The 24,235-nt window shown below is 44.3% G+C and carries 22 protein-coding genes; 20 read left to right on the plus strand and 2 right to left on the minus strand.

The window, feature by feature from the left end; translation table 11 throughout:
• The first annotated feature begins 62 nt into the window (after positions 1–62).
• The 18 genes from PGR74_RS01910 to PGR74_RS01995 all read left to right on the plus strand — a co-directional run bounded on the left by PGR74_RS01910 (position 63) and on the right by PGR74_RS01995 (position 17,430).
• Positions 63–233, plus strand: coding sequence for a hypothetical protein (locus tag PGR74_RS01910; protein WP_160289146.1), 171 nt, complete (start codon positions 63–65; stop codon positions 231–233).
• Positions 234–466: 233 nt separating this feature from the next.
• Positions 467–2,137 (plus strand): putative transporter, encoded by a 1,671-nt coding sequence (locus PGR74_RS01915; RefSeq protein ID WP_041504916.1) that lies wholly within the window; start codon positions 467–469, stop codon positions 2,135–2,137.
• A 143-nt stretch (positions 2,138–2,280) separates the two neighbouring features.
• The gene (locus PGR74_RS01920; protein ID WP_041504915.1) at positions 2,281–2,610 is read left to right on the plus strand and encodes a cupin domain-containing protein; all 330 of its coding nucleotides are present in this window, start codon (positions 2,281–2,283) and stop codon (positions 2,608–2,610) included.
• Between the two features lie 59 nt (positions 2,611–2,669).
• Complete coding sequence (locus PGR74_RS01925) at positions 2,670–4,898, plus strand: heavy metal translocating P-type ATPase (protein WP_270516650.1); 2,229 nt, start codon at positions 2,670–2,672, stop codon at positions 4,896–4,898.
• Positions 4,899–4,917: 19 nt separating this feature from the next.
• Entirely contained in the window at positions 4,918–5,133 is a 216-nt protein-coding gene (locus PGR74_RS01930; protein ID WP_041503712.1) for a heavy-metal-associated domain-containing protein, read from the plus strand.
• 1 nt (position 5,134) lies between these two features.
• Positions 5,135–5,905 (plus strand): YaaA family protein, encoded by a 771-nt coding sequence (locus PGR74_RS01935; RefSeq protein WP_059026128.1) that lies wholly within the window; start codon positions 5,135–5,137, stop codon positions 5,903–5,905.
• Between the two features lie 59 nt (positions 5,906–5,964).
• Complete coding sequence (locus PGR74_RS01940) at positions 5,965–6,714, plus strand: CDGSH iron-sulfur domain-containing protein (RefSeq protein ID WP_059026129.1); 750 nt, start codon at positions 5,965–5,967, stop codon at positions 6,712–6,714.
• A 205-nt stretch (positions 6,715–6,919) separates the two neighbouring features.
• A complete protein-coding gene (locus PGR74_RS01945) occupies positions 6,920–7,651 on the plus strand; it encodes a DUF1295 domain-containing protein (protein WP_041504052.1) in 732 nt (243 codons plus the stop codon).
• Between the two features lie 24 nt (positions 7,652–7,675).
• Positions 7,676–8,896 carry an NADH:flavin oxidoreductase gene (locus tag PGR74_RS01950; RefSeq protein ID WP_270516651.1) on the plus strand — a complete coding sequence of 407 codons (1,221 nt, stop codon included), beginning with the start codon at positions 7,676–7,678 and terminating at the stop codon, positions 8,894–8,896.
• 42 nt (positions 8,897–8,938) lie between these two features.
• A complete protein-coding gene (locus PGR74_RS01955) occupies positions 8,939–9,733 on the plus strand; it encodes an SDR family NAD(P)-dependent oxidoreductase (RefSeq protein WP_041503708.1) in 795 nt (264 codons plus the stop codon).
• A 48-nt stretch (positions 9,734–9,781) separates the two neighbouring features.
• Positions 9,782–10,654, plus strand: coding sequence for an SDR family oxidoreductase (locus PGR74_RS01960; RefSeq protein ID WP_041503707.1), 873 nt, complete (start codon positions 9,782–9,784; stop codon positions 10,652–10,654).
• Between the two features lie 45 nt (positions 10,655–10,699).
• On the plus strand, positions 10,700–11,335 hold the full coding sequence (gene nth, locus PGR74_RS01965) for an endonuclease III (protein WP_041504051.1): 636 nt from the start codon (positions 10,700–10,702) through the stop codon (positions 11,333–11,335).
• A 213-nt stretch (positions 11,336–11,548) separates the two neighbouring features.
• On the plus strand, positions 11,549–12,403 hold the full coding sequence (lipA, locus tag PGR74_RS01970; protein ID WP_041503706.1) for a lipoyl synthase: 855 nt from the start codon (positions 11,549–11,551) through the stop codon (positions 12,401–12,403).
• Position 12,404: 1 nt separating this feature from the next.
• Positions 12,405–13,079: a lipoyl(octanoyl) transferase LipB gene (lipB, locus tag PGR74_RS01975; RefSeq protein ID WP_181416478.1), complete on the plus strand. Its 675-nt coding sequence runs from the start codon at positions 12,405–12,407 to the stop codon at positions 13,077–13,079.
• Positions 13,080–13,307: 228 nt separating this feature from the next.
• Complete coding sequence (locus PGR74_RS01980; protein ID WP_235375075.1) at positions 13,308–13,907, plus strand: GNAT family N-acetyltransferase; 600 nt, start codon at positions 13,308–13,310, stop codon at positions 13,905–13,907.
• A gap of 199 nt (positions 13,908–14,106) precedes the next feature.
• Positions 14,107–14,856: a copper homeostasis protein CutC gene (locus PGR74_RS01985; protein WP_316929911.1), complete on the plus strand. Its 750-nt coding sequence runs from the start codon at positions 14,107–14,109 to the stop codon at positions 14,854–14,856.
• Positions 14,857–14,862: 6 nt separating this feature from the next.
• A complete protein-coding gene (locus PGR74_RS01990; RefSeq protein WP_041503704.1) occupies positions 14,863–16,611 on the plus strand; it encodes an aconitase family protein in 1,749 nt (582 codons plus the stop codon).
• 21 nt (positions 16,612–16,632) lie between these two features.
• Positions 16,633–17,430 carry a nitrilase-related carbon-nitrogen hydrolase gene (locus tag PGR74_RS01995; RefSeq protein WP_052634668.1) on the plus strand — a complete coding sequence of 266 codons (798 nt, stop codon included), beginning with the start codon at positions 16,633–16,635 and terminating at the stop codon, positions 17,428–17,430.
• 183 nt (positions 17,431–17,613) lie between these two features.
• Here PGR74_RS01995 and PGR74_RS02000 read toward each other — a convergent pair whose 3' ends face one another.
• A complete protein-coding gene (locus PGR74_RS02000; RefSeq protein WP_270516653.1) occupies positions 17,614–18,801 on the minus strand; it encodes a porin in 1,188 nt (395 codons plus the stop codon).
• Between the two features lie 307 nt (positions 18,802–19,108).
• Positions 19,109–20,221 carry a hypothetical protein gene (locus PGR74_RS02005; RefSeq protein ID WP_236684950.1) on the minus strand — a complete coding sequence of 371 codons (1,113 nt, stop codon included), beginning with the start codon at positions 20,219–20,221 and terminating at the stop codon, positions 19,109–19,111.
• A 106-nt stretch (positions 20,222–20,327) separates the two neighbouring features.
• Between PGR74_RS02005 and PGR74_RS02010 the strand changes: the two genes are divergently transcribed.
• Positions 20,328–20,738: a fibronectin type III domain-containing protein gene (locus PGR74_RS02010; RefSeq protein ID WP_041503695.1), complete on the plus strand. Its 411-nt coding sequence runs from the start codon at positions 20,328–20,330 to the stop codon at positions 20,736–20,738.
• 66 nt (positions 20,739–20,804) lie between these two features.
• Positions 20,805–24,026, plus strand: a complete 3,222-nt coding sequence (locus tag PGR74_RS02015; RefSeq protein WP_041504912.1) for a golvesin C-terminal-like domain-containing protein — start codon at positions 20,805–20,807, stop codon at positions 24,024–24,026.
• The last annotated feature ends 209 nt before the right edge of the window (positions 24,027–24,235 follow it).

Raw genomic sequence — 24,235 nt, forward strand, 5'->3', positions numbered from 1 at the left:
ATCTTTAAATCGTCAATCTAAAATCCGAAATCGTAAATCTTTCAATCACAGAATCTCTTCATTTGCAATTGAGAGGGCTGAACCCTTCGGGGCGGGACGTTTCCGTCGGTCATGTAGCCGTTTTTCGTTCACTACCCTCCGGGACTCGCTTCGCTCAAACAATCCGTCGGTTGGCCGTTCCTCAAACCGGACACGACGCTCGCCGTTCACTATTGATGCCCCTTCGTTTTTAGCCCTTCCCCCTTAATCCTCAATCACTCAATCACTGAATCCTTTAATCCCCGAATCCCTTGATTCTTTAAATCGTCAATCTAAAATCCGAAATCGTAAATCTTCCAATCACAGAATCTCTTCATTCTTTTAATCTACAATTAAGATGTATCTTTAGGAGAGTTTTTCGTAAAAGGAGGATGAAGTTTTATTTTTTATTATTTTCTTTACAAGATTTTTCGGAAAGGAATAGGGTATGGAATGGTTAAATGGAATATTAGCTGAACATTCTGTTATACAGGCTGTTATTGTCGTTTCGTTGGTTTCGGCCATAGGATTGGTATTGGGTAAAATTACGCTTTGGGGCGTATCGTTGGGAGTGACGTTCGTGTTCTTTGCCGGAATCATGGCAGGTCATTGGGGATTGACGATCGATCCGCAAATGTTGAATTACGCGGAGAGTTTCGGGTTGATCCTTTTCGTGTATGCTTTGGGACTGCAGGTGGGGCCGGGTTTCTTCGCCTCTTTGGGTAAATCCGGAATACGATTGAACCTATTGGCTATGACGGTGGTCATTTTAGGAGTGGTCATGACGTTATTGTTTCATTGGACGGCAGGAGTTTCTTTGCCGGATATGGTCGGAATATTAAGCGGGGCCGTGACCAATACACCCGCTTTAGGAGCTGCCCAGCAGACGTTGAAACAGATCAATGATCCCGCCTATTTATCTTCCGATCTGGCTTTGAGTTGCGCTGTGACTTATCCTTTGGGTGTTGTCGGTGTAATTATAGCCTTGATTATGATTCGGAAACTGTTTGCCTCCCGTATATTTTTTAAACGGGGGGACGAAGATAAAACCAAGAAGACCATTATTGTCGGTTTCCGGGTGAGTAATCCGGGAATCTTCAATAAATCGATAAAGGATATTGCTAAATTGTTGTCCAAAAGATTCGTTATATCGAGGCTTTGGAGAGAAGGGAGGGTAATTATTCCGGCCTCCGATACGATTGTGGAAGACGGGGACCGGATCTTGGTGATTACAACCGAGAGCGAGGTGAAATCCCTGGAGATTGTTATCGGTGAATTGGATAGTCAGGATTGGAATAAAGAGGATATCGATTGGGATGCTATCGACAGTCAATTGGAGTCTCACCGGATTGTGGTTACCCGTTCGGAGATCAACGGGAAGAAATTAGGGGCATTACGTCTGAGAAACCAGTACGGTATCAATATTACCCGTATTTACCGATCGGGGGTAACTCTTTTGCCGACACCCGATTTGACGCTCCAGTTGGGCGATCGTTTGACCGTAGTGGGGGAAGCTGCGGCCATTGCTAATGTGGAAAAAGTACTCGGAAATGCCGTGAAAGATTTGGACGAACCGAATTTAGTCTCGGTTTTTGTCGGTATGGTTGTCGGTTTGCTTTTGGGTTCCATACCTTTGGCGATACCGGGAATCAGCTTTCCGGTAAAATTAGGATTAGCCGGGGGACCGATTGTTGTCGGGATTCTCGTGGGGGCGTTCGGCCCTCGGATTCATATGATTACTTACACTACCATTAGTGCTAATCTGATGTTGAGAGGGTTGGGATTGTCCATGTATTTGGCCTGTCTCGGGTTGGATGCGGGCGTTCACTTTTTCGATACCGTTTTCAGGCCGGAAGGCTTGTTGTGGGTAGGTTTGGGATTTGCGATCACCTTTGTTCCCGTGGTGTTGGTGGCTATCTTATCCGTTAGCGTGATAAAAGTGGACTTCGGTTCGGTTGCCGGGATGTTATGCGGCAGTATGTCCAATCCGATGGCCCTGAATTATATAAACTCTACCATCGATGGGGATACTCCATCTGTTGCATATGCTACCGTCTACCCGTTGACGATGTTTGTTCGGGTGATCATGGCCCAGGTAATCCTAATGCTTTTCTTGTAATTGCGCTGTTCTGTGTTACTGTACTGATTTATCCGGATTTTTTCGGCAGGTATCATAGATAACGGCGGAATAAAAACGTGAAAAAGTGCTGTATTTTTTAATAAAATGCTCTTTTTTTTTAATGTAGAAAGTTGTATACTTGTATGAAAGAAAAAAGAGGAATGAAATCAATTTACGAGGCGATCGGACAGGCGGGAAACGAGGAGTTGGTGACCGTTTTGTTGCGTAAGGAAAATGTTCGCGTAGAACGAATTGTTTCCACGGGGCAGGTATCTCCCGAGGGTTTTTGGTATGACCAGGAGGAAAACGAATGGTTGATGATCGTACAAGGAGAGGCCGTGTTAAATGTGGAGGGAGAATGGAAGGAACTAAAGCAAGGGGACTATTTATTTTTGCCGAAACATTGTAAACACCGGGTAGAGAAAACGGGAGAAAAACCTCCTTGTATCTGGTTGTGTCTGTTTTGGAAGTAAGCGTCGGGGTTGAAACTAAACCCGGATAATAACGTATAGTAAAATCAAGGAAAATCAATATGTCAGATCATTTAGGTCATATCAGGGAAACCTATCAGGTATTAGGAATGAGTTGTGCTTCATGTGCCGTGAGTGTGGAGTCGACTTTAAGTGCCCAGAAGGGAGTGCAGGAAGCAAGGGTTAACCTGTCGAATTCAACCGTGTTTGTTGAATTTGATCCTCAGATAGTTACGCCGGATGAGTTGCGGAAGGCCGTAGAGGCTGCCGGTTATGAATTGGTGATAGAAAAACAGGATGATCCGGAGGAGGCAGGACGTTTGCAAAGGGAGGAATATCTTTCATTAAAGCGAAAGACTACCGGAGCGATATTGCTTGCCATTCCTGTTTTTGTGATCGGAATGTTTTTTATGCATATGCCTTACGGAAATTGGATCATGCTTGCCTTTACTTTACCCGTGATGCTCTTTTTCGGGCGTGATTTTTTCGTGCATGCCTATAAACAGTTCCGGCATGGCCGGGCCAATATGGATACGCTGGTGGCCGTGAGTACGGGAGTTGCTTTTCTTTTCAGTTTGTTTAACACGATTTGGCCTGAATACTGGACTGATCGGGGATTGGAGGCACATGTTTATTATGAGGCTGCTGCCGTTATTATTGCTTTGATTTTATTGGGCCGGCTATTGGAAGCAAGGGCCAGGTTCAGTACTTCTACCGCTATAAAGAAATTGATGGGATTACAGCCGAAAACCGTGGTGAAGATCGAAGGGGATGGCCGGGAGGTGGAGATCCCCATCAAAGAGGTGTCGGTCGGAGATGTCTTGGTCGTTAAACCGGGCGATAAAATTCCGGTGGATGGAAGTGTTACGGAGGGAGTTTCGTTTGTGGACGAGAGTATGATCACGGGCGAGCCCATTCCGGTGGAAAAAACATCCGGTAGTGTTGTCTACGCGGGAACCATTAATCAGAAGGGAAGTTTCAGATTCCGGGCCGAAAAAGTCGGGAACGAGACTATATTGGCCCATATCATCAAAATGGTACAGGAGGCGCAAGGAAGTAAAGCTCCGGTACAGAAGTTGGTGGATAGGATTGCCGGAATATTCGTTCCCGTTGTTATGGGAATAGCCGTGCTGACCTTTGTGATCTGGATGCTTGTAGGGGGTGAGGAGGCGTTTACCCATGCCTTGCTGACTTCTATTACAGTATTGGTAATTGCTTGTCCCTGTGCGTTGGGATTGGCCACCCCGACCGCCATTATGGTCGGAATAGGTAAGGGAGCCGAGAATAATATTTTAATTAAAGATGCGGAGGGGTTGGAGATGATGCATCTGGTAAATGCGATCGTGTTGGACAAAACGGGAACGATTACGGAAGGGCAACCGGTCGTCACCGATATGAGCTGGAGAGGGAAGGATAGACGGGAGGTGTACCGGGGTATTTTATCCGCGATCGAGCGTCGTTCGGAACATCCTCTGGCGGATGCTGTGGTAGAGTCGTTGAGGGCAGGTTCTGTTACGGATATCGAGGTAAAGGATTTCGAAACGAGCGTGGGGAAAGGGGTTATAGCCTACGCGGGGGGAGAGGTTTATGGTGTAGGTAATCGTAAGTTATTGGAGGATATGCATGTCGCTTTGACCGGAGAGGAAGATGTTTTGGCATCCGGTTGGGAGGAAGAGGGAAAAACGGTCGTATTTTTTGCCGGACGGGAAGGAGTTATTGCCGTTATCGCTATTGCCGATAAGATCAAAGTTACTTCCGGGCAAGCTATAAAGACATTGCAGCGGATGGGAGTGGAGGTTTATATGCTGACCGGAGATAATACGCGTACGGCTCGGCGGGTGGCGGATGTTTTGGGCGTGCATCGTTTTAAATCGGAGGTAATGCCCTCGGATAAGGCTGATTTTATCCGGGAGTTGCAGCAGGAGGGAAAAATCGTGGCTATGGTCGGCGACGGTATAAACGATTCGCAAGCATTGGCTCAAGCCGACGTGAGCATCGCTATGGGAAGAGGGGCGGATATCGCTATGGATGTGGCTGAGGTGACTTTGATTACTTCCGATTTGAATGTACTTCCGAAGGCGATAAACCTGTCTGTACAGACCGTAAGGACGATTCAGCAGAATTTGTTCTGGGCTTTTATTTATAACGTGATCGGAATACCTTTGGCCGCTGGTGTATTGTATCCTTTTACCGGTTTCCTTTTGAATCCGATGATTGCTGCGGCGGCTATGGCATTCAGTTCAGTTTCGGTCGTAACGAACAGTTTACGCATTAGATTTAAAGGTTTGTAAAAAATTAAAATGAGAGGGTATGGAAAAAAAATTCAGATTTAGAACAACATTGAAATGCGGAGGTTGTGTAGCTAAGGTTACCCCTTTGTTGAACAGTTTAAAGGATGTGACCGAATGGTCTGTTGATTTGAATTCTCCGGACCGGGTATTGACGGTAACATTGAAAACCGGAGATACGGATTCCGTGATGAAGGCTGTTTCCGGTGTCGGGTATAAGATTGAGGAGTTGAGGTAGGATGCTGGTCATGTTATCTCCGGCCAAGACCATGAATATGTCTTTGGTCGAACAAGATATACCCCATACGACACCGTTATATGCCGCCGAAGCCGAATTTCTTGCGGAACGGATGCAAAAGTATTCCGTGATCGAGCTGGCTCGTTTGCTTAAGGTAAGTGATAGGTTGGCCGAAGAGAGTTTTCAACGTTATCGGCGTTTCGGGTCCTTGTCGAGTCCTCGTAAACAAGCCATCATTGCTTACGACGGAACGGTTTTTAAGGCTATGGATACGGCCTCTTTTACCGATGCCGATTTCGAATACGCTCAGGAGCATGTGCGTATCGTGTCGACTTTATACGGTTCGGTACGTCCTTTGGATTTGATTCAGGCTTACCGTATCGCTTATACGTTGAAATTGGATAAGGTAGAGGGAAAAAATTTGTATGATTACTGGCGACCCAAATTAACCCGGCTTTTGATCGAAGACGTTCGTAAGGCCGGCGGTATTCTCGTGAATTTAGCCAGTTTGGATATTTTGGGAGCCTTACGAATGGATCAAATCAACGAGGAGGTAAGGGTGATTACTCCTGAATTTCAGGAGTTCAGAAACGGAAAATGGGAAACCGTCCGTACTTATGCCAAGATGGCCCGGGGAATGATGACGGGGTATATCATACGGGACCGGATCGAAGATCCGGAGGATTTAAAGTCTTTCAGTTGGAAAGGATTTGCTTTCGATACGGATCTGTCCGACGAGCGGCACTATATTTTTACCCGAGAAAGGTATTGAATTCGGGAACAAAACGATGGGTTTTGTAGTATATAGAGCACAAACCAATTCTATATGTCATGACACAAAAAAAACGTAATGTAGAACCGGGGACTCCTAAGGTAGATAGTAAGTACTCCATTGTTATCGATCGGAAAGGTCCTTATTTTGTATATGGACAACCCCCTTTGAAACAGGAATTCATTATGCCGAACGAGGAGGGAAGTTCATGGGAATATGTTCCCGGAGAAAATTATTCGACGGCGGACGAGCCGACGGCTTTATGCCGTTGCGGGGCTTCCAAACATAAGCCTTATTGTGACGGAGCCCATGTAACGGCGGATTGGGACCCGGCTTTGACGGCCGATAACGTACCTTTATTGGAAAGGGCCGACGTTATAGAAGGACCGACCTTGGATTTGACGGATAATGAAAGATATTGTGCTTTTGCCCGTTTTTGCGATGCTTACGGAAAGGTATGGAATTTGGTAGAGGAATCGGATGACGGGGAGGCGCGGGAACTAACGATCCGCGAATCCAATTATTGTCCTGCCGGGAGATTGAAGACATGGGACAAGGAGAAGGGAGAATTTATCGAACATCATTTGAAACCGGCATTGAGCTTAATTGAAGATCCGGTAGAGGATTGCAGCGGTCCGTTATGGGTAAAGGGAGGTATTCCGATCAATGATGATAAAGGTGTTGAATACGAGTTACGTAACCGGGTCACTTTATGCCGTTGCGGAGTTTCTTCCAATAAGCCGTTTTGCGATGGTTCTCATGCCAGTATTCATTTTCAGGATGAGTTGCCTCAAGAACCGAAAAAATGAAAATATAACGAACTGATAGAGGGGAAGAACCGATCCATACCGGATCGGGCGGGAGTTGGACATCCGGAAGGTTGAAATAAAATATGTACCGGCCGGATGTCTTTTTTTTGCTATTCCTATAGTAATCAGGCATAATTTTTGTTATGTTTGCCTAAATTTAGACAACGATTAATATATGGAGGCATTCAATAGTTTTTTAATCTCTATGACGGTATTGGCGGTAATTGTTTTTATCGTTCTTTATTTTGTGAAAGCTGGATACGGAATTTTTTTCGACGGAAAGTGGGGAAGACCGATCGACAACAGGATAGGGTGGGTTTTGATGGAGTCGCCCGTTTTTGTGGCCATGTTTCTTTTCTGGTATTTTTCCGGTCGTCGTTTCGAGATTGTTCCTTTGTTGTTTTTTCTTTATTTCGAGCTTCATTATTTCCAGCGTTCTTTTATCTTTCCTCTTTTATTGAAAGGGAGGAGTAAGATGCCGATGGGGATCATGGTCATGGGAATCGTGTTTAATCTGTTGAATGCTTGCATGCAGGGAGGATGGATTTTTTATCTGTCTCCTGAAGATATGTATACGGTTGACTGGTTGACCACACCCCAGTTTATCATCGGAAGCGTGTTGTTTTTCGTTGGGATGGGAATTAATATTCATTCGGATCATATTATCCGTACTCTGCGGAAGCCGGGAGACAAGGGACACTATTTGCCTCGAGGAGGGATGTTCCGTTATGTTACTTCCGCTAATTATTTCGGGGAGATCGTGGAGTGGAGCGGTTTTGCCATTTTGACTTGGTCCTGGGCCGGATTGGTATTCGTCGTGTGGACCTTGGCCAATTTGGTTCCGCGTGCCCATTCCATATACCAGCGTTATCAGCATATGTTTGGCGAAGAAATGAAAAAATCTCATTTGAAACGGGTTTTCCCGTTTATATATTGACAGAGCAATAAAAAAAATAGTACCATGTCATCTAATTTGTTTACACCGGGAGCTATAGGTCCTTTGACGTTACGAAATAGAACCATTCGTGCGGCGGCATTCGAGGGAATGTGTCCGGGAAATGCTCCTTCTCAGATGTTGCGCGATTATCATTGTTCCGTGGCTAAGGGAGGTATCGGAATGACCACGATCGCTTATGCGGCTATCGTGCGAAGTGGCTTGTCTTTCCCCCATCAATTATGGTTAAGGCCGGAAATTGTCCCGGATTTACGCCGGCTGACGGATGATATACATAAAGAGGGGGCTGCGGCTTCCATTCAAATCGGGCATTGCGGCAATATGTCCAAGCCGGCGATGGCCGGGTGTACGCCGATATCTGCCTCTACCGGATTCAATATCTATTCGCCGACTTTTGTCCGGGGAATGAAAAAAGAGGAGATATACGAGATGGCCAAGGCTTTCGGACGTGCCGTGCATATGGCCCGGGAGGCCGGTTTCGATGCGGTGGAAGTTCACGCGGGACACGGGTATTTGCTCAGTCAATTCTTGTCTCCTTATACCAATCATCGTAAAGACGAGTTCGGTGGTTCGTTGGAAAACCGGATGCGGTTTACGCGAATGGCAATCGGAGAGGTCATGAAGGCGGCCGGTGATGATATGGCGGTATTGGTGAAGATGAACATGAGGGACGGGTTTAAGGGAGGAATGGAGATTGACGAATGTATAGAAGTGGCTAAAACTTTGGAACGGGAAGGCGTGCATGCCTTAATTCTGAGCGGGGGATTCGTGAGCTGCGCTCCTATGTATGTTATGCGGGGGGCTATGCCGATAAAAACATTGACTCATTACATGCAACAGTTTTGGCTGCCGATAGGGGTTGCCATGGCCGGTCGGTTTATGATTCCGACGGTTCCCTTCCGGGAAGCTTACTTTTTTGATGATGCGGTAAAATTCAGAAAAGAGGTTAAGTTGCCTTTGGTGTATGTCGGCGGATTGGTATCTAAGGAGAAGATCGATATGGTACTGGATGCCGGCTTTGAGTTCGTATCCATGGCGAGAGCTCTGCTGAATGAGCCTGATTTTGTAAACCGGATGGCGAAAGAGGAACATGCTCGGAATGCCTGCGAACACGTGAATTACTGTATCGCCCGGATGTATTCGCGGGAAATGGCGTGCCACCAGCATATGAAAGATTTACCTCGAAAGTTAGAACGGGAGATTGAAAAGATAAAAAGAAAGGGATAATCCTTTTAGATATTAAGAGAGAATCGTTAGAATGTAAAACAGATGGATAGAAATAAGCTAAAGGGGAAATTTGCATTAGTGACGGGGGCGAGTTCCGGAATCGGAAAAGAGTATGCCCGGGAGTTGGGAGCTATGGGGTACGGATTGGTGCTCGTGAGCAATGAGGAAGAACGTATTCGGGAGGTCGGAGCGGAATTGGCGGCGGAGTATGGAGTGGAAACTCATCCTTTGTACATGGATTTGGCCGTAACGAATGCGGCGGAGCACCTTTATACGTATTGTAAGGATAGAAATCTGGAGATAGAGGTTTTAGTGAATAACGCGGGCATATTTAAAATGAGCAAGGTGGTGAATCTTCCTGTTGCCGTTACGGAGAAAATGTTGTTATTGCATATGGTTACGCCTGCTATGTTGTGTCGGTATTTCGGCGAAGACATGAAGGGTCGGGGTCGGGGGTATATTTTGAATATGTCTTCCATGTCGGCTTGGCTCTCTTATCCGGGAATTTCCCTGTATGCCTCTACCAAATGCTTCTTAAAGTGTTTCTCCAGGGCTTTTCGTCTGGAAATGTTGGATTATGGCATTTACGTGACGGTATTATGTCCCGGGGCGATAGCGACGGATCTTTATCATTTGAGTAAGCGTTTGCAGAAATTGGCTTTACGTTTGGGAGTTATGATGACTCCGCAAAAATTGGCTCGCCGGGCGATTCGGGGGATGTTTCGCAAGCGAGCCTGGATGATGCCCGGGTTGGTGAATTATTTTTTTATGTTTTTCTTGTTTTTCCTTCCATTGGGGATGGTCCGGTGGATCATGAGAAAAACGAAGATGATATAAGAAGTTTATTTTGAAAGTTAATATTGCAACTATATATAACGAGATCGTATGGACAGATGGATTATTGTAACCGGGGCTAATGGCGGAATGGGCCGGGCCATTACCGAATCGTTGGCAAAGGCCGGGCATCCGGTAGTTATGGCCTGCCGGAATACGGAACGGTCCATGGATATCAGAAATCGTATCGTGAATGAAAGCGGTAACCGAAAAGTAGAATTGTTGCGTTTGGATTTATCTTCTTTTGACTCTATCCATCGTTTTGTGGAACAGTTGGATGATCGGGAAGTGGGGGGATTGGTGAATAATGCGGGTATCATGTGTAAGGAATTTTCCGTCACCCCCGACGGGTTAGAGACGACCGTGGGAGTGAATTACGTGGGCCCTTGGTTATTGACCCGGTTACTGCTGCCTTATATGGGGATAAATAAAATCTCCAGGATCATTAACGTTTCTTCATGTACTTTCCGGATAGGAAAAATCGATGAATATTTTTTTGAGCCTGTACGGGAGAATTTTCGTCGTTTTAAGGCTTATTCCGCCTCGAAGCGGGCTATTTTACTGTATACTTCGGAGTTGGCCGATCGTTTAAAAGAGAAGTCCGTTGTTGTCAACGCCGTGGATCCGGGAGTGGTAAACACGGGAATGATCACGATGCATCAATGGTTCGACCCGCTGGCCGATCGTTTCTTTCGCCCTTTTATTCAATCTCCGGAAAAGGGTGCTGATACTACTATCTGGTTGACTACTTCAAAAGAGGCAGAGAATTACACGGGATGTTTCTTTAGGAAAAGAAAAGAGAGAAAACTTCCGGATGATATGTTGGACCGGGAGAACCGCGTACGTTTATGGAAAGCTACGGAGGATTTTTTAGAGAAAAAGAGAGGAATTCGTTTTCAGGATAAAGTGAGCCTTTCTTTTTAACCATTATTATGTATTATCTTGATAGGGAATAGAATGAATAAAAAAATGAAATTAGAAGAGAGATATAAAAATGTCATTGAGTGGTTTAAGGAAAATATGCCGGTAGCCGAGACCGAACTGCTTTATCATGACCCGTTTGAGTTGATCGTGGCGGTGATTTTATCGGCCCAATGTACGGATAAGCGGGTGAACATGGTGACGCCGGGGCTTTTGGCCCGTTTCCCGAATGCCGAAGCTATGGCAGTGGCGGAGGTATCGGAAATATTCGAATTAATTAAATCCATCTCTTTCCCTAATAATAAATCGAAACATCTTTCCGCGATGGCCAAAAAACTGGTTACCGATTTCGGTGGGGAAGTTCCCGATGACATGGAAAAATTGCAGACTTTACCGGGTGTGGGCAGGAAGACGGCCAATGTCGTGGAGGCTGTGGCTTTCGGAAAAGCGGCTATGCCCGTGGATACCCATGTATTTCGGGTATCCGACAGGATCGGATTGACTACTGACGCGAAAACCCCGTTGGAAACGGAGAAACAATTAGTGCAGCACATCCCGACCGAAATTCTTTCAACGGCACATCATTGGTTGATATTGCACGGAAGATATGTATGTACGGCCCGTAAACCGAAATGTGAACATTGCGGTATCGCTCCCTATTGCCGTTATTACGGGAATAAATAATTTTTTTGAACTGACGCAACCTTTTCCGTTTTTCTGCATCTAAGAAATAACTAAGTAATAAAAACGGGAATTTTTAATTGGATTTGAAAGGTTCATAAATTGATCAAGTCAAAATTAGGGTTAGTAGTAGTGGTAAAGCTGTCTTTTTAGACAGCTTTTCTTTTTTATGCTGCGGAGAAGAGGTATATTTGCCGAAAATTTAAAAGACTTCATATGGCGTGTTGTAATAGCAGAAGAAAACCGGAATGGTTGAAAATAAAGTTGCCGAAAGGACAAAATTCAACAGAAGTATTAAATATTGTTCGGGGACATCATTTGCATACGATATGTACGAGCGGAATGTGTCCGAATCAGGGGGAATGTTGGGGAAACGGAACGGCCACGTTTATGATCGGGGGAGATGTTTGTACCCGTTCCTGTAAATTTTGTAATGTAAAGACCGGACGTCCGGCACCTTTGGATCCTCAGGAACCGGACAATATCGCACGGTCCATACAGTTGCTGAAGTTAAGGCATGCCGTAATTACTTCGGTAGACCGGGACGATGTGGATGATTTGGGTGCTTCTCACTGGGTGAAGGTTATACAGAAGGTGAAAGAGGTAAATCCGGAGGTTACCATGGAGGTGTTGATACCTGATTTCCAAGGACGGAAAGAGTTGATCCAGCAGGTTATCGATGCTCGTCCGGATGTGATTTCCCATAATTTAGAGACCGTAAAACGTTTGTCCGACAGGGTCAGAAGCAGGGCTACCTATCCGGTTTCTTTGGAGGTGATCAAACAGGTTGCGGATTCCGGGATCGTATCGAAATCCGGTATTATGTTGGGGTTAGGAGAGACGAAAGACGAGATTTTAGAGACGATGGATGATTTACGCGGCGTGGGCTGTAAGGTCATGACGATTGGCCAGTATTTGCAACCTACGGCTAAAAATTTGGAAGTGAAGGAATACGTTACGCCGGAGGTGTTCGAAGAGTATCATCGGATTGGTCTGGAGAAAGGGTTTACACACGTGGAGAGCGGTCCGTTGGTAAGGTCCAGTTACCATGCCGAGAAACATGTCAGATAAGATGAAGAAGACCGTATTTTTAGATATGGGATTGGCGGATTATCGTTCCGTCTGGCAAAAGCAGGAGGAATTGATGGATGGGATCAAAGCCCGTAAACTGAAAGGTGAAACTACATCCAATTATCTTTTGTTCGTGGAGCATCCTCATGTTTATACTTTGGGAAAGAGCGGGGATTCGGCCCATATGTTGATTGACTCCATTCAGCTGCGGGCAAAGCAGGCTGAATTCGTGAAAGTAGACCGGGGAGGGGATATTACCTACCACGGCCCGGGCCAATTGGTGGCATACCCGATTTTGGATATGGTTAATTTCGGATTGGGTGTGAAGGATTACGTGGACCGTTTGGAAGAGGTCGTTATTCAGAGTATAGGTGAATACGGGATTCGAGGAGAACGATTAGCGGGGGCGACCGGCGTATGGTTGGACGCTATGGGACCGAAGGCTCGTAAAATTTGTGCTATTGGAATCAAATGTTCCCGTTTTGTGACCATGCATGGTTTTGCTTTGAACGTGAATACCGATATGAATTATTTCAATTACATCCATCCTTGCGGGTTCGTGGATAAGGGTGTTACTTCGATGACTCGGGAGTTGGGACATAAATTGGTGATGGGAGAGGTGAAGGATGTCGTAAAACGGAAGTTTGAGGAGTTATTCGGGATGGAATGGGAATAATTTCTTCCCGTACGATGCAAACCGATCTATCTTGATTTAGTTTTCCGTGATTTTCTATAAAAAGCGAGATCTGTTTCCTTGTAATTAATTGTTTTGTAATGTATTATCGATCATAAATTTATTTTGGTTTCGGAGTACAGCGAATCATTAATCTCCGTATGTTTGCGTAGTTTTAATGATAAAAAAACAATTTGAACAGAGGAAGATTCTGAAAGGAATCTTGCGATTATGAAAACAGATGCAGGTGATTTTCCTTCGTCGATGTGTTCCGGGAGGGAAACTTTATTATTACCGAAAGAAGCACGTCCCGTGCGCCTTGAAGGAGACGGATTTGTGTTGAGAGAGTGGCGTTTCTCCGATTGTAATTCCTTGGCAGAAAATGCAAATAATGTGAAAGTATGGAATAATGTGATGGATCATTTTCCGCATCCTTACACGAAACAGGATGCTTTCGATTACATCAGCATGGTCCATTTGTTGCCGGGACCTCCCATGCGCTTTGCCATTGAGATCGAAGGCAGAGCGGTCGGTAGTATAGGTTTCGGTTCCGAAGGCGATATTGAAAGGATAACGGCCGAGATCGGATATTGGCTGGGAGAAGCTTATTGGGGGAAAGGAATCATGCCTAAGGTTATAAAAGCGGTTACGGAATATGCTTTTGAGACATTCCCTTTTCAGAAGTTGTATGCCCTGGTATTCGATTTCAATCGGTCTTCCATGCATGTTCTGGAAAAGGTGGGATATACCTTGGAAGCCGTGTTGCATAAAGCGGCTGTGAAAAACGGTAGGGTAATCGATTTCTATTATTACAGTATACTGCGTTCCTGATTTTTAGAAGGCGATGAAACGGTATGAACGTTTATGGTAGCGTATGAAACTACGATAAGTATCGTCATGTACCTCGGATCGGTACTCGTATTGTTTATAGGCGTAGGTCTGTTTTCTCCGGTTCCGTATGAATTTCTTTGTGGATTATTTGAATAGAACGGAATAAAGGTTTATTTTTATAATCTAATTGATATTGGGTATGGATATGGAACATAAAGTGGAAGTTGAGGTTTGTGCTTATTCATTGGAATCCTGTTTGAATGCGCAAATGGCGGGGGCGGATCGGGTGGAATTGTGTACGGCTATGTATGACGGGGGATTGACTCCGCCGGCTGCTGCCATCCGAATGGCGAGAGAGTTATTGTCCATCGAATTGTACGTAATGATCCGGCCGCGGGGAGGAGATTTTTTCTATTCCGATTTAGAATTTCAACAGATGAAAGAGGAGATTCTTTATGCCAAATCTTGCCGTGCGGATGGGGTCGTTTTGGGTATTTTGTCGGCAGACGGCCGGGTGGATACGGAACGAACGAGGGGGTTAGTGGAGTATGCCGCTCCTTTGAAGGTAACTTTCCATCGGGCGATAGATATGGTCAGAGATATGGAAGAGGCGTTGGAAGAGGTGATCCGAGCCGGTTGTTACCGGGTATTGACATCGGGAGGGGAGAGTGACGCGGAGAGAGGAAAAGAGGGTATCCGGCGTTTAGTCGATTTGGCAAAGGGAAGGATAAAAATTATGGCCGGATCCGGCGTCAACGCTACGAATGCCCCGCGTATAGCAAAAACCGGGGTGGATGCGTTGCACATGAGCGGCAAAAATCATAGAGATAGTAAGATGATTTATCGTAACCCGAGGGTATCAATGGGAGGGGTTTCCGGTATTTCCGAGTACGAAGAATATTATAGCGATATTGAAAAAATAGAGGCTGTAGTCAAATTGATAAATTAATAAATTATGGAACGTACATTTGTAGAGAAAATATTGAATGCACCTGTCGGGAGTATTGTTGTTCGGGAACCGGATTATGTTTTAAGCCATGATAACTCGGCCCGGATCCGTAGGATATTCGAACGAATGGGAGGGGAAGACGTGTATTGTCCGAATCAATTGGTTATTGTGCTGGATGGAAAAGTATCCGGATTGACGAATGAAATGATCAACGAATATAATTCTATTCGCAATTTTGTGGAAGAACAACATATAGAACGTTTCTACGATTGCGACCGGGGCATTTGCCACCAGGTGCTGGCAGATATTGTAAAGCCGGGGATGTTAATCACGGGAAGCGACAGTCATATGGCTACAGCCGGGGCTTTTAACTGTTTTGCCATGGGTGTGAATAAGACGGAGACCGCGGCTTTGTGGAAAACGGGGAAGATATGGTTCAGGGTTCCCGAGACCATAAAGATTGTTTTAAAAAACAGCTTGTCCGATGGTGTTGTGGCGAAGGATTTGGCTTTGTGGATTATGGGAATACTGAGTGAAATAGAGGTAAACGGACAGATCGTCGAGTACCATGGAGACGGTGTGGGAAGTTTGTCTATTGCCGATCGGATGACGATAGCCAATGTATCCACGGAAATGGGTATCGAGTGTTCTGTTTTTCCGCCTGACGACGTATTGGCTGATTATTTTGGAGAACCTGCTGTCCGCGGAATATGGGCGGATAAGGGGGCAAATTATGTCAGGTATATCGAAATCGATTTGGCAAAAGTGTTCCCGTTGGTGTTGGATACGGTAAAGGGAGAGATCAGGGGAGTGAACGAAATCGAGGGTATTAAAATACAACAAGGACTGATAGGAGGATGCGCTGCCGGTCGTTTGGAAGATTTGAGGTTGGCGGCGATGATATTGGACGGAAAACATGTGGCTGATCATTTTCAGCTTTTTATTGTTCCGGCTTCCCGGGCTATTTATTTACAGGCCATCGAAGAGGGCGTTATCGATATATTGTCCCGTGCCGGAGCTGTTATTCTGGGTGCCAGTTGTGGTCCTTGTTTAAGTGTAGGGCATATGGCTTCTGCCGACAACAGTCGTTTAATTTCGACGACCAATAGTTATTTTATCGGGAATACGGCAACATCGGGTGTAAAGAAATACGTGGCTTCTCCGGTAACGGTGGCCATGACCGCCATGCGGGGAGAATTGTCGACCGTAATTCATTTTCAGGGTGCCGAATTTAAATGCAGGCCCAAGCCCGAAGAACAAAGGTGTATAGAAGGGTATGACTATCGCAGGAGAGCGGCCGTTTGGAACTATTCCGATATAGATAATATCTCTTGTCGACAGATATTTTCCGAGAAATTGACTTATAAGATAACGCATGAGCAGACGGATTTGATTAAACCGGCTCTTTTTGCCGGGTTGGATATGAATTTTTCCGTGGAGGTAAAACCGGGAGATCTGATTGTTGCCGGGGAAAATTTCGGATGCGGCGGATTGATCAAACATGCCGTGACGGGATTGATGGCAGTAGGAATACGCTTAATCATAGTGAAGTCGGTTAACCGTAATTTTTATCGTATGGCAATGAATCACGGGCTGTACATTATCATAAATCGGGAGGTGGCGAAAGACTATACGTCCGGCGATCAATTGACTTTGGATATGGAAGCCGGGAAAGTATACCTGAATAACCGGGAATATATTTTACCGGAAGTAGACCCGCTTTTTTTCGGATTTCTTGGAAAAAAAATTAGTTGATAAGTATACAATAGTTTTATTATGATATTTCGATTATGTATTCTGTGTTTATGTTTGAGTTGGTGTGGGGAGATAAAAGCACAACAAGTTCGACAAAAAAGCGGCTTAAGAGTCGGTTTGGTACAAGCTTCTCTGGCTTGGGGAGATGTTGAAGAGAATTTAAAAGCATTTAGCAGGAGGATATCGCAAAGCAAGAAAGGGGATGTGATTATCTTACCCGAATTATTTGCTTCCGGATGTCTGATGAAGAAGAGGGATAAACAGGAGTCTTTAAGTGAAAAAGTACGGATCGCTTCTTATTTTACTCGCGTTACGGATTCTCTGAAACAATGGTCTGCCCGTACGGGAGCCTTACTTATGGGATCGACGGTGTACGATGAAAATGGGAAATTTTATAATCGATTGATCGTGGCTTTTCCGGACGGTATCTGTCGTTTTTACGACAAACATAATTGTTTTAGAATGGGCGGTTATACTCCGGGAGAGAAGCAGTTGTTTTTTGAATACAAAGGGTATAAAATAGCCACTTATATATGTTATGATTTGCGTTTTCCGGAATGGAGTAAAAATACGGAAGGTTACGATATGGCTGTTTATGTAGCCAATTGGCCGGAGTCTCGTCAAAAAGATTGGGAGACCTTGTTGCGGGAACGGGCCGTAGAAAACAAAGCGTATATCGCGGGTGTAAATTGTTGCGGTACTGATCCAAACGGATTGAAATATGCCGGTGGATCACGGGTATTGAATCCCGATGGGAAGGTGTTGGGAGAGTGCCGTGATTTTACCGACGAAATTGTTTGGGTCGATATTGATAATTAGAATTTTGTGGTTCAATGATTTATTGATTCTGTGATTTAATTTGAATCTTCTGATTGTAAATCGAATGCCTTATTTTAATCTACATCGTCAATCTTTTTAATCACCCAATCTCCCAATCACCTAATCTCCCAATCACCTAATCATTATATCCCTCAATCTCCCGATCATTCTATCTTTCTGTTATTAAAAAAGGGGAAGATTATAGATTAAGCCTAAAGAAAGTTGTGTGGTTGAATAATCCTTTGTACCGAATTGTTTTGCTCTATTCGTGTATTTGTAAGAACGTCCGATGTAAGCCAAATAGAAACGGAGGTTTTCTTTCGCGGGATAGAACTCGACTCCTCCGAAATAACCGTATGAAGTCTGGTATTTCCCTTTTTCCCGGTTCCGGTTTTGTTTGTACACAGAGGCTGTTTCGTACATTCCTTTTACAAACAGATTCCAACGCGGCCGGAAACGGTAGTTGAGTTTAGTCACGTAGGATTGATACCTGGTATACTCTGCGCAACTGGGATTTGTTTCCGTACGGGTGATATCGGAAATGATTTCCCGGCTGTCCAACTCTTCGTCCGAAAGTGTAAAATCTATATAGATATTCAATTTACCGAGGTTCAGTTGATTTCCTAAGACGTAGTAGAGACTACGAGTGTTGCGGGCTTGATTCAGTAGAGAAAAGGACCAGCGGGTAGCCCATTTGTTATCGAAAAAGCAGCCGTTCCAGTTTAGGGTATAGGCTAACGGAAACTTACTTTTCTCGATTCCTTCCGGTAACACCCCGTAGAGTTCTTCTAAAGAGCTGCAACGACTATTGACGATTTGAACCTGAATTTGTTGATTCGCGTTAAATTGATATATTCCGGTTACCCCGGTCATAAAGTCGAAATACATATAATCGATCATATCGCTATACTGGTAAATTTCGTGGGGATCGAGGTCGTATTCGAATCCGCCGTATGCGGCAGCCTGTTTACCTATTTTAAAAGAGAAGCGGTCCGAAAATTTGAGATCGATCATGGCGTAATCGATGGAGAGGGGAAGGTTATCCAGTTCGGCCGGGGTATTTTCCCGATTCAGGCGTTGACGCCATCGATAGGAGAGCCAGGGGGTGATTTTTCCGCGGGCATCGATACGGAACTCTTTCATTTTGAATGCGGCTTGCTCGAGCCGATCGCCTTTGAAGTTAGCGTTGAATCCTATCTGCATGAGTATGGAGAGATTGAAATAATCGGTCTTCTTTTCCATGCCGCTGACCACTTCAAATAAAGATTTTCCGGACAGAGAGTCTTGTTCCGATAGATGCGATAGAAGGGTTTGTGAATGACTTCGGGAAAAAAATAACGACAGCAAAATAATAAACAAGGCGATTTTCATGAATAATTCTGTTTAACGTGTTTTTGGTAAAGTTCAATTAAAGGCCGCAAAAATAATACTATATTCCTCTTTTGCAAAATAAATCGACCTTCCTGTAAGGAGAGTGGGCTATTCGAATAAAACAGGGGAGTCGGCCGTCGAAGGTTTGTAATCTCATAAAATTTGAAGATCCTTATTGATTGCAAAAATATCAAGAAATAAAAAATCCCGACTAATCCATGTCATGATTATTCGGAATTTAAACTTACAATGGTAGAAACGACGACCGACCCTAAAAGGGTTAATTTATAATCTCGTACATCTCTATTTAAATCGTTAAATCCGCTTTATACAGCGTTAGACCCTCCTCGTTATACTCGCAGAAGTATACCGAACTACAATCATTGGATATCGTATAATAGCCTTTTTTCCTATTGGGCAACTCGAACTTTTTGATCGGGTTTAAATTCCAGTCGAACACGAATATCGCTTTTTTCCGTAGTCCTGATTCTTTGTCTTTTTCACTCAAATAACCGTCAACCCCGCATAAAATGTATTTGTCGGTAACTTTCATTGCACCGATACTCAGATTCCTGTCGTTTATGGTAGTAAACGACGCTTCCTTCCCGTCCTTGCGTTGTATCTTCGTGTATCTTTTTTCGTTTACGACATTTCCATTGTTAATGTCGAACGTGTACATTATGAATTGATGATTCACGGAAAAAACAGCCGTATCATTATTTTTTACGGCAATAGAACCTTGGGCGTAAGCGTATTTTATCAGATCGTTTGCGGCTAATTGCTCTCCTTTTGCTTTCTCGATATCAAAACTATCATAGATTATGGTTTCGTAAGCGTTTGCTTTGTTATTGTCAAATACAACAACCGATTTTTTATTGATCTCGTTTCTTTTTCCTATATCGTAAAATAAGACCGGACGTATTGTCGCGAGGGCAGAACCATTGGGAAGTTTGGTCATTCGAGATGCCAAAATACTATCCGGAGAGGTGGTCACGGAAAATTCTCTCTCTCCCGCAGGCATATTACTTACGATATCTTTTATAGCAAAGGTTTTTATCGTGTTTCGATTTGCGTAAAGTAGAACAGAATCACCCACCATGTTAAACCACTCTAACTCGGCTAATTCATTGGCCGCATTTCCTCTCGAAGCAATTACGGCTAATTTCTCTCCCGTGTTTAAGTCATAACAGGAGCCGAAATCCTGTTTTCCTCTTTCGAAATGCCAAAGTACAGAATCATCGATCACGCAGCCCCCTCTTTCAAAAATGTCATATTTTTTAAAGGGCTTAAATTCTAATTTTTCGGTAACGGGAAAATCTTCATCTATATTCGAGATCGGGGTAATCGAATTCTTTGCACTATTGCAGCTAAGAAGAAATGTAACGATTAAAATTGATGAAAATTGATTTTTTATTGTCATAACTATGATATATTTAAAAATATAATAATAATTTTTTGCAAATATAAATATAATAATTAGTTTTGCAAACCAATACATCTAATGTTGATATTTAAATTGAAAAATCATGAAAAAGATTAGAAAAAATGCTTTAAAGTCATTCTTGTTTATCTGTTTAGGTTTGACTGTTACGACAATTGTATTTGCTGGCGCAAGGTTGACTGTTGGCCCTCCTGATCCTCCGGGGAAGCCCATTGCTGTTGAGGTATCGACTACCGGATGTCTATTAAGATATGAAGCACCCCGAAATGATGGAGGGTCACCGATTATGTGTTATATTATTGAAGGTCAGTATGATGGCTTTTTCTCCAGATGGGAAGATAAGGGTACGTCTTATACGACTGAACATACCGTTAGTGATATGATTGAAGGATATACGGCAATATTTCGTGTTATAGCTAGAAATAAATATGGAGCAAGTAAGCCGTCAAAGGAGTCCAATGAAGTGACATTTGAAGATCCACACCCGTCGAAGTAAAATATCAAGAAATAAAAAATCCCGAATAATCCATATTATGATTATTCGGGATTTAAACTTACGATTATGGAAACGACAGCCCTTAAAACCGCTATATTTTACGAGAGCAAGTTAGTAAAAAGAAGCTGGTTATTTTACCTCTTTATCCTCGGGCTATTGGGATACACGTCAGGCATTCTGATCCCGTGGGATATTCATCGTGTCGTGTGGTGGGATATCGCGTTCGCTTCTTCCATTCCTTTACGCGGGATTTACTTTTTAAACCTGTTTCAATCCGTGATCGTCACCTTTATAGCCTGTGATATTCATAGAAAGCGGAAAAAAGCGGAAACCCGGGAGGTCTTTTCCGTGCGACCTATCGGTAACGGCCGATCTTTCCTCGGGGAATCCTTAGGAATTTTTATCCCATTTTTAGTAATCGATGTTATTTTCATGATTATTTGCGTGTTTATCAACATGTTCATGCCAGACTCGCCTGTAAACCCCCTGGTAAATCTTTTTTATCTTCTCACGTACGTGTTACCCACGCTTATTTTTATCACCGGGCTCTCCTTGATCGTGAACAGGTTAGTCAAATACCCGTTTGTCAGTTGGCTTATCCTGTTAGCTTTTCTCTATTTCGCGTACACTTACCTGACGACACCTCTTCACGGGATACTTGATTTCCGGGGAAGTCTGTTGCCTGACTCTTTTTCCACTATCGTTGGATTCATGCATCTCGGGGATTATCTGCTTCAGCGGGGGGTTTTTTTACTATTGGGAACAAGTTTTCTCTATTTTGCCGTTTTGTTCACGAAGAGACTTCCCGGTGTTCCCGGCCGAAGACGCTATTTTATCGTTCCGGCCTCCCTGTTTTTAGTAATTGCTATAGGTCTCGGGTTTTTCTATATTGAAAAGTTTCGAACCCGTTTTAAAAATAGAATCGAATACCGTGCGGTCTTTCTTAAATACGATGAATACCCCAAGGCACGGGTACTCGAGCACGATATCACTTATCGACCTATGGGAGATAATTTCTCGGCAACAAGCCGGATGAAGATCCAAAACCGGAAAAAAGTAACAATGGATCGGCTTCTGCTCTTTTTAAACCCGGGATTAAAGATCGGCAGGATTGAATCCGGGGGACAAAACCTTTCCTTTCACAGGGATCGGCAGGTGATCGTTATCGAGCGTCCCCTGGCTCCCGGGGAAAATATCGAGATAGAGATGGAGTACGAGGGATGTATCGACGAGGATATTTACCAGGTAAACATTCCGGACGAGGATTTCTTTTCTCCCGTCATGTATAGTTCCCGCGGAGAAAATTACGGCAAGCGTTCGGCTTTTGTATCGGGTAAATACACTTTGCTTTTGCCGCCATTGATGTGGTACCCGATGGCGGTTGCCCCGGTCGGGTTGCAGGCGTCCAGTGAGACCGATTTCACGGATTACACCCTCCATGTCAAGAAACCGGGGGATATGACCGTTTTATCGCAAGGCAAACCGACGAGTGAGGGAGATAAGGTCACGTTCCATAATCTACAAAACCTGACGGGGTTAAGCCTTTGTATCGGGAAATACGAGAAAAGAGCGATCACCGTCGATTCTCTTACCGTCGAGTTTTACACTTACCCGGGAAATGATTTTTATCTGAAATTCCTCGATGAGTGGGAGGAGTTGGAAGAAGACAACCCGGAGCGGGAGAGAAATTTAACGAGGATATTTAATCGATGCAAAGCTATCATCGAGGAGGGTAAGCCCAATCCTTACCCCTTTCACTATTTCAAGCTGGTCGAGGTTCCAGTATCTTTTCTGAACAGTGTGCCGTTCAGCGATAACATTCAACCGGAAATAGCGTTTTTCGAGGAACGATTTTGCACGAAGACCCATAGAAAACCCGGTACTCTTTCCGGGAGGTCTCCCAAAGACATGAGTGTACAGGAATACATGCTGTACAACGATATGCCCTATTACTTGGATCGGGTAAACACGGGTTATATTTTCACGGACCACAATCGAAGTATAACCTCCGACCGGTATAGGGGGATGGACTTGATATTCAATCAAATGATACAGCCGGAAGAAGTCAGATTAAATATAACGCCGAAAATATTGAATCGTATCGTGGAAAAAGGATTGGAAGGGGTCATCACGGAAGGGTATAGCCCGGAGCAAAGCATCGCCATTTCATTAAAAGTTTCTCATTTATTGGGTTACCTCACGACGATTACCACCTGGGACTCCCTGACCCGGTTTACACGGGAATTTAGCGAGCGTGCCCGTTTCCGGGAAGCGGACTTCGACTCGTTTGTCGAGGAGTTCGAACGGCGTTTCGGGCAGAACATCAAGGAATACATGGACGAGTGGTACGCGAGTCGTCAACTTCCCCTGTTATCGATAAAAGATCTCTCCTGTAAAACGGCAAAAGAGATACAAGTCATCGATTTCAAGGTCGGCAATTTCAGTGAAACGGAAGGTATCGTTTCGGTCATTACACGCGGTTGGACGCAAAGCGGGGAAGAGACGATCGTAAATTGCCGGGGTTACCGGATCGAACCCGGGGGATGTAAACGAATCGTCGTTCATGAAAACTTGAGATATTCCCTGAAATTAACCACGAACTACTCGGGCAATTTACCGAAAAATATTTTATTGAATAGGGGGGAGTCACCCTTGTCGGGTCCTGTACCCAAAGAAGGGGTTATCCCGCTCGATAGGGATCAATTCTACCCCCCGAGGGAGATTGTCGTGGACAACGAGGACGAGAACTTCCAGTTGACCGATTCGGCAAACAACCGGAAACGATTGGCGGATCTGATCAAAAGCGAGGACAATCAAGAATACTTTTTCGCAGGTTGTAATATTAAGGCTAACGCCTGGGGGGGGCCAGCCTTAGAAAATGGATTAAATAAGGCTTACGGCGAGTATATTCGGAGCGCTTTTACAAAAGCCGTCGGCACGGGACAATTCAAGGCCGAATGGACGGCAAGTCTTCCGGAAGCAGGCAAATACGAGATATTTATCCATCGGCCTCATGTAGAGACACAGAACATAGATCAATATACAACCGATTACCCGGGGATGAAAAACTACTATACCGTCTACACTTCAGGGGGAAAGGAAGAAATCGTCTTAGAAGTTCAAAAAGGCGATCCGGCATGGTTATCCCTGGGTACCTTTTCCTTACCGGCAGGTGCATCCCGTGTCGTGTTGGATGACCGGGGAGTTCCTCCTATCGAAAGTGATGGCGGGTTGAAGTATGCCCAATTAGTCGTGGCCGACGCCGTTAAATGGGTAAAGCTAAAGTAATAATGAAAATTTAATGTTATGAGATGAATCTTCGGATCATAATACGCTTTATCTTTGTTTTTTTCGAAATCGAGATTTTGAGAGAAAGGGATAGTGACAAAAAATCATACACTCGTTGTATGATTTTTTGATAGGATAAGAGAACCGTTCGAGCGTACCTTGTTGGCAATAAACAGGTTGTTTTTATGGCATAAGGGTTGATAATTCTC

Source organism: Sanguibacteroides sp. AM78-02pH3A (genome assembly GCF_027666085.1).
In the GTDB taxonomy this organism is placed as follows: Bacteria; Bacteroidota; Bacteroidia; order Bacteroidales; family Marinifilaceae; genus Gabonibacter; species Gabonibacter massiliensis.

Coding starts and splice junctions, on each gene's coding strand:
- PGR74_RS01915 (WP_041504916.1), top strand. CDS start 467: ATGGAATGGTTAAATGGAATATTAGCTGAACATTCTGTTATACAGGCT.
- PGR74_RS01920 (WP_041504915.1), top strand. CDS start 2,281: ATGAAAGAAAAAAGAGGAATGAAATCAATTTACGAGGCGATCGGACAG.
- PGR74_RS01925 (WP_270516650.1), top strand. CDS start 2,670: ATGTCAGATCATTTAGGTCATATCAGGGAAACCTATCAGGTATTAGGA.
- PGR74_RS01930 (WP_041503712.1), top strand. CDS start 4,918: ATGGAAAAAAAATTCAGATTTAGAACAACATTGAAATGCGGAGGTTGT.
- PGR74_RS01935 (WP_059026128.1), top strand. CDS start 5,135: ATGCTGGTCATGTTATCTCCGGCCAAGACCATGAATATGTCTTTGGTC.
- PGR74_RS01940 (WP_059026129.1), top strand. CDS start 5,965: ATGACACAAAAAAAACGTAATGTAGAACCGGGGACTCCTAAGGTAGAT.
- PGR74_RS01945 (WP_041504052.1), top strand. CDS start 6,920: ATGACGGTATTGGCGGTAATTGTTTTTATCGTTCTTTATTTTGTGAAA.
- PGR74_RS01950 (WP_270516651.1), top strand. CDS start 7,676: ATGTCATCTAATTTGTTTACACCGGGAGCTATAGGTCCTTTGACGTTA.
- PGR74_RS01955 (WP_041503708.1), top strand. CDS start 8,939: ATGGATAGAAATAAGCTAAAGGGGAAATTTGCATTAGTGACGGGGGCG.
- PGR74_RS01960 (WP_041503707.1), top strand. CDS start 9,782: ATGGACAGATGGATTATTGTAACCGGGGCTAATGGCGGAATGGGCCGG.
- nth (WP_041504051.1), top strand. CDS start 10,700: ATGAAATTAGAAGAGAGATATAAAAATGTCATTGAGTGGTTTAAGGAA.
- lipA (WP_041503706.1), top strand. CDS start 11,549: ATGGCGTGTTGTAATAGCAGAAGAAAACCGGAATGGTTGAAAATAAAG.
- lipB (WP_181416478.1), top strand. CDS start 12,405: ATGAAGAAGACCGTATTTTTAGATATGGGATTGGCGGATTATCGTTCC.
- PGR74_RS01980 (WP_235375075.1), top strand. CDS start 13,308: ATGAAAACAGATGCAGGTGATTTTCCTTCGTCGATGTGTTCCGGGAGG.
- PGR74_RS01985 (WP_316929911.1), top strand. CDS start 14,107: ATGGATATGGAACATAAAGTGGAAGTTGAGGTTTGTGCTTATTCATTG.
- PGR74_RS01990 (WP_041503704.1), top strand. CDS start 14,863: ATGGAACGTACATTTGTAGAGAAAATATTGAATGCACCTGTCGGGAGT.
- PGR74_RS01995 (WP_052634668.1), top strand. CDS start 16,633: ATGATATTTCGATTATGTATTCTGTGTTTATGTTTGAGTTGGTGTGGG.
- PGR74_RS02000 (WP_270516653.1), bottom strand. CDS start 18,801: ATGAAAATCGCCTTGTTTATTATTTTGCTGTCGTTATTTTTTTCCCGA.
- PGR74_RS02005 (WP_236684950.1), bottom strand. CDS start 20,221: ATGACAATAAAAAATCAATTTTCATCAATTTTAATCGTTACATTTCTT.
- PGR74_RS02010 (WP_041503695.1), top strand. CDS start 20,328: ATGAAAAAGATTAGAAAAAATGCTTTAAAGTCATTCTTGTTTATCTGT.
- PGR74_RS02015 (WP_041504912.1), top strand. CDS start 20,805: ATGGAAACGACAGCCCTTAAAACCGCTATATTTTACGAGAGCAAGTTA.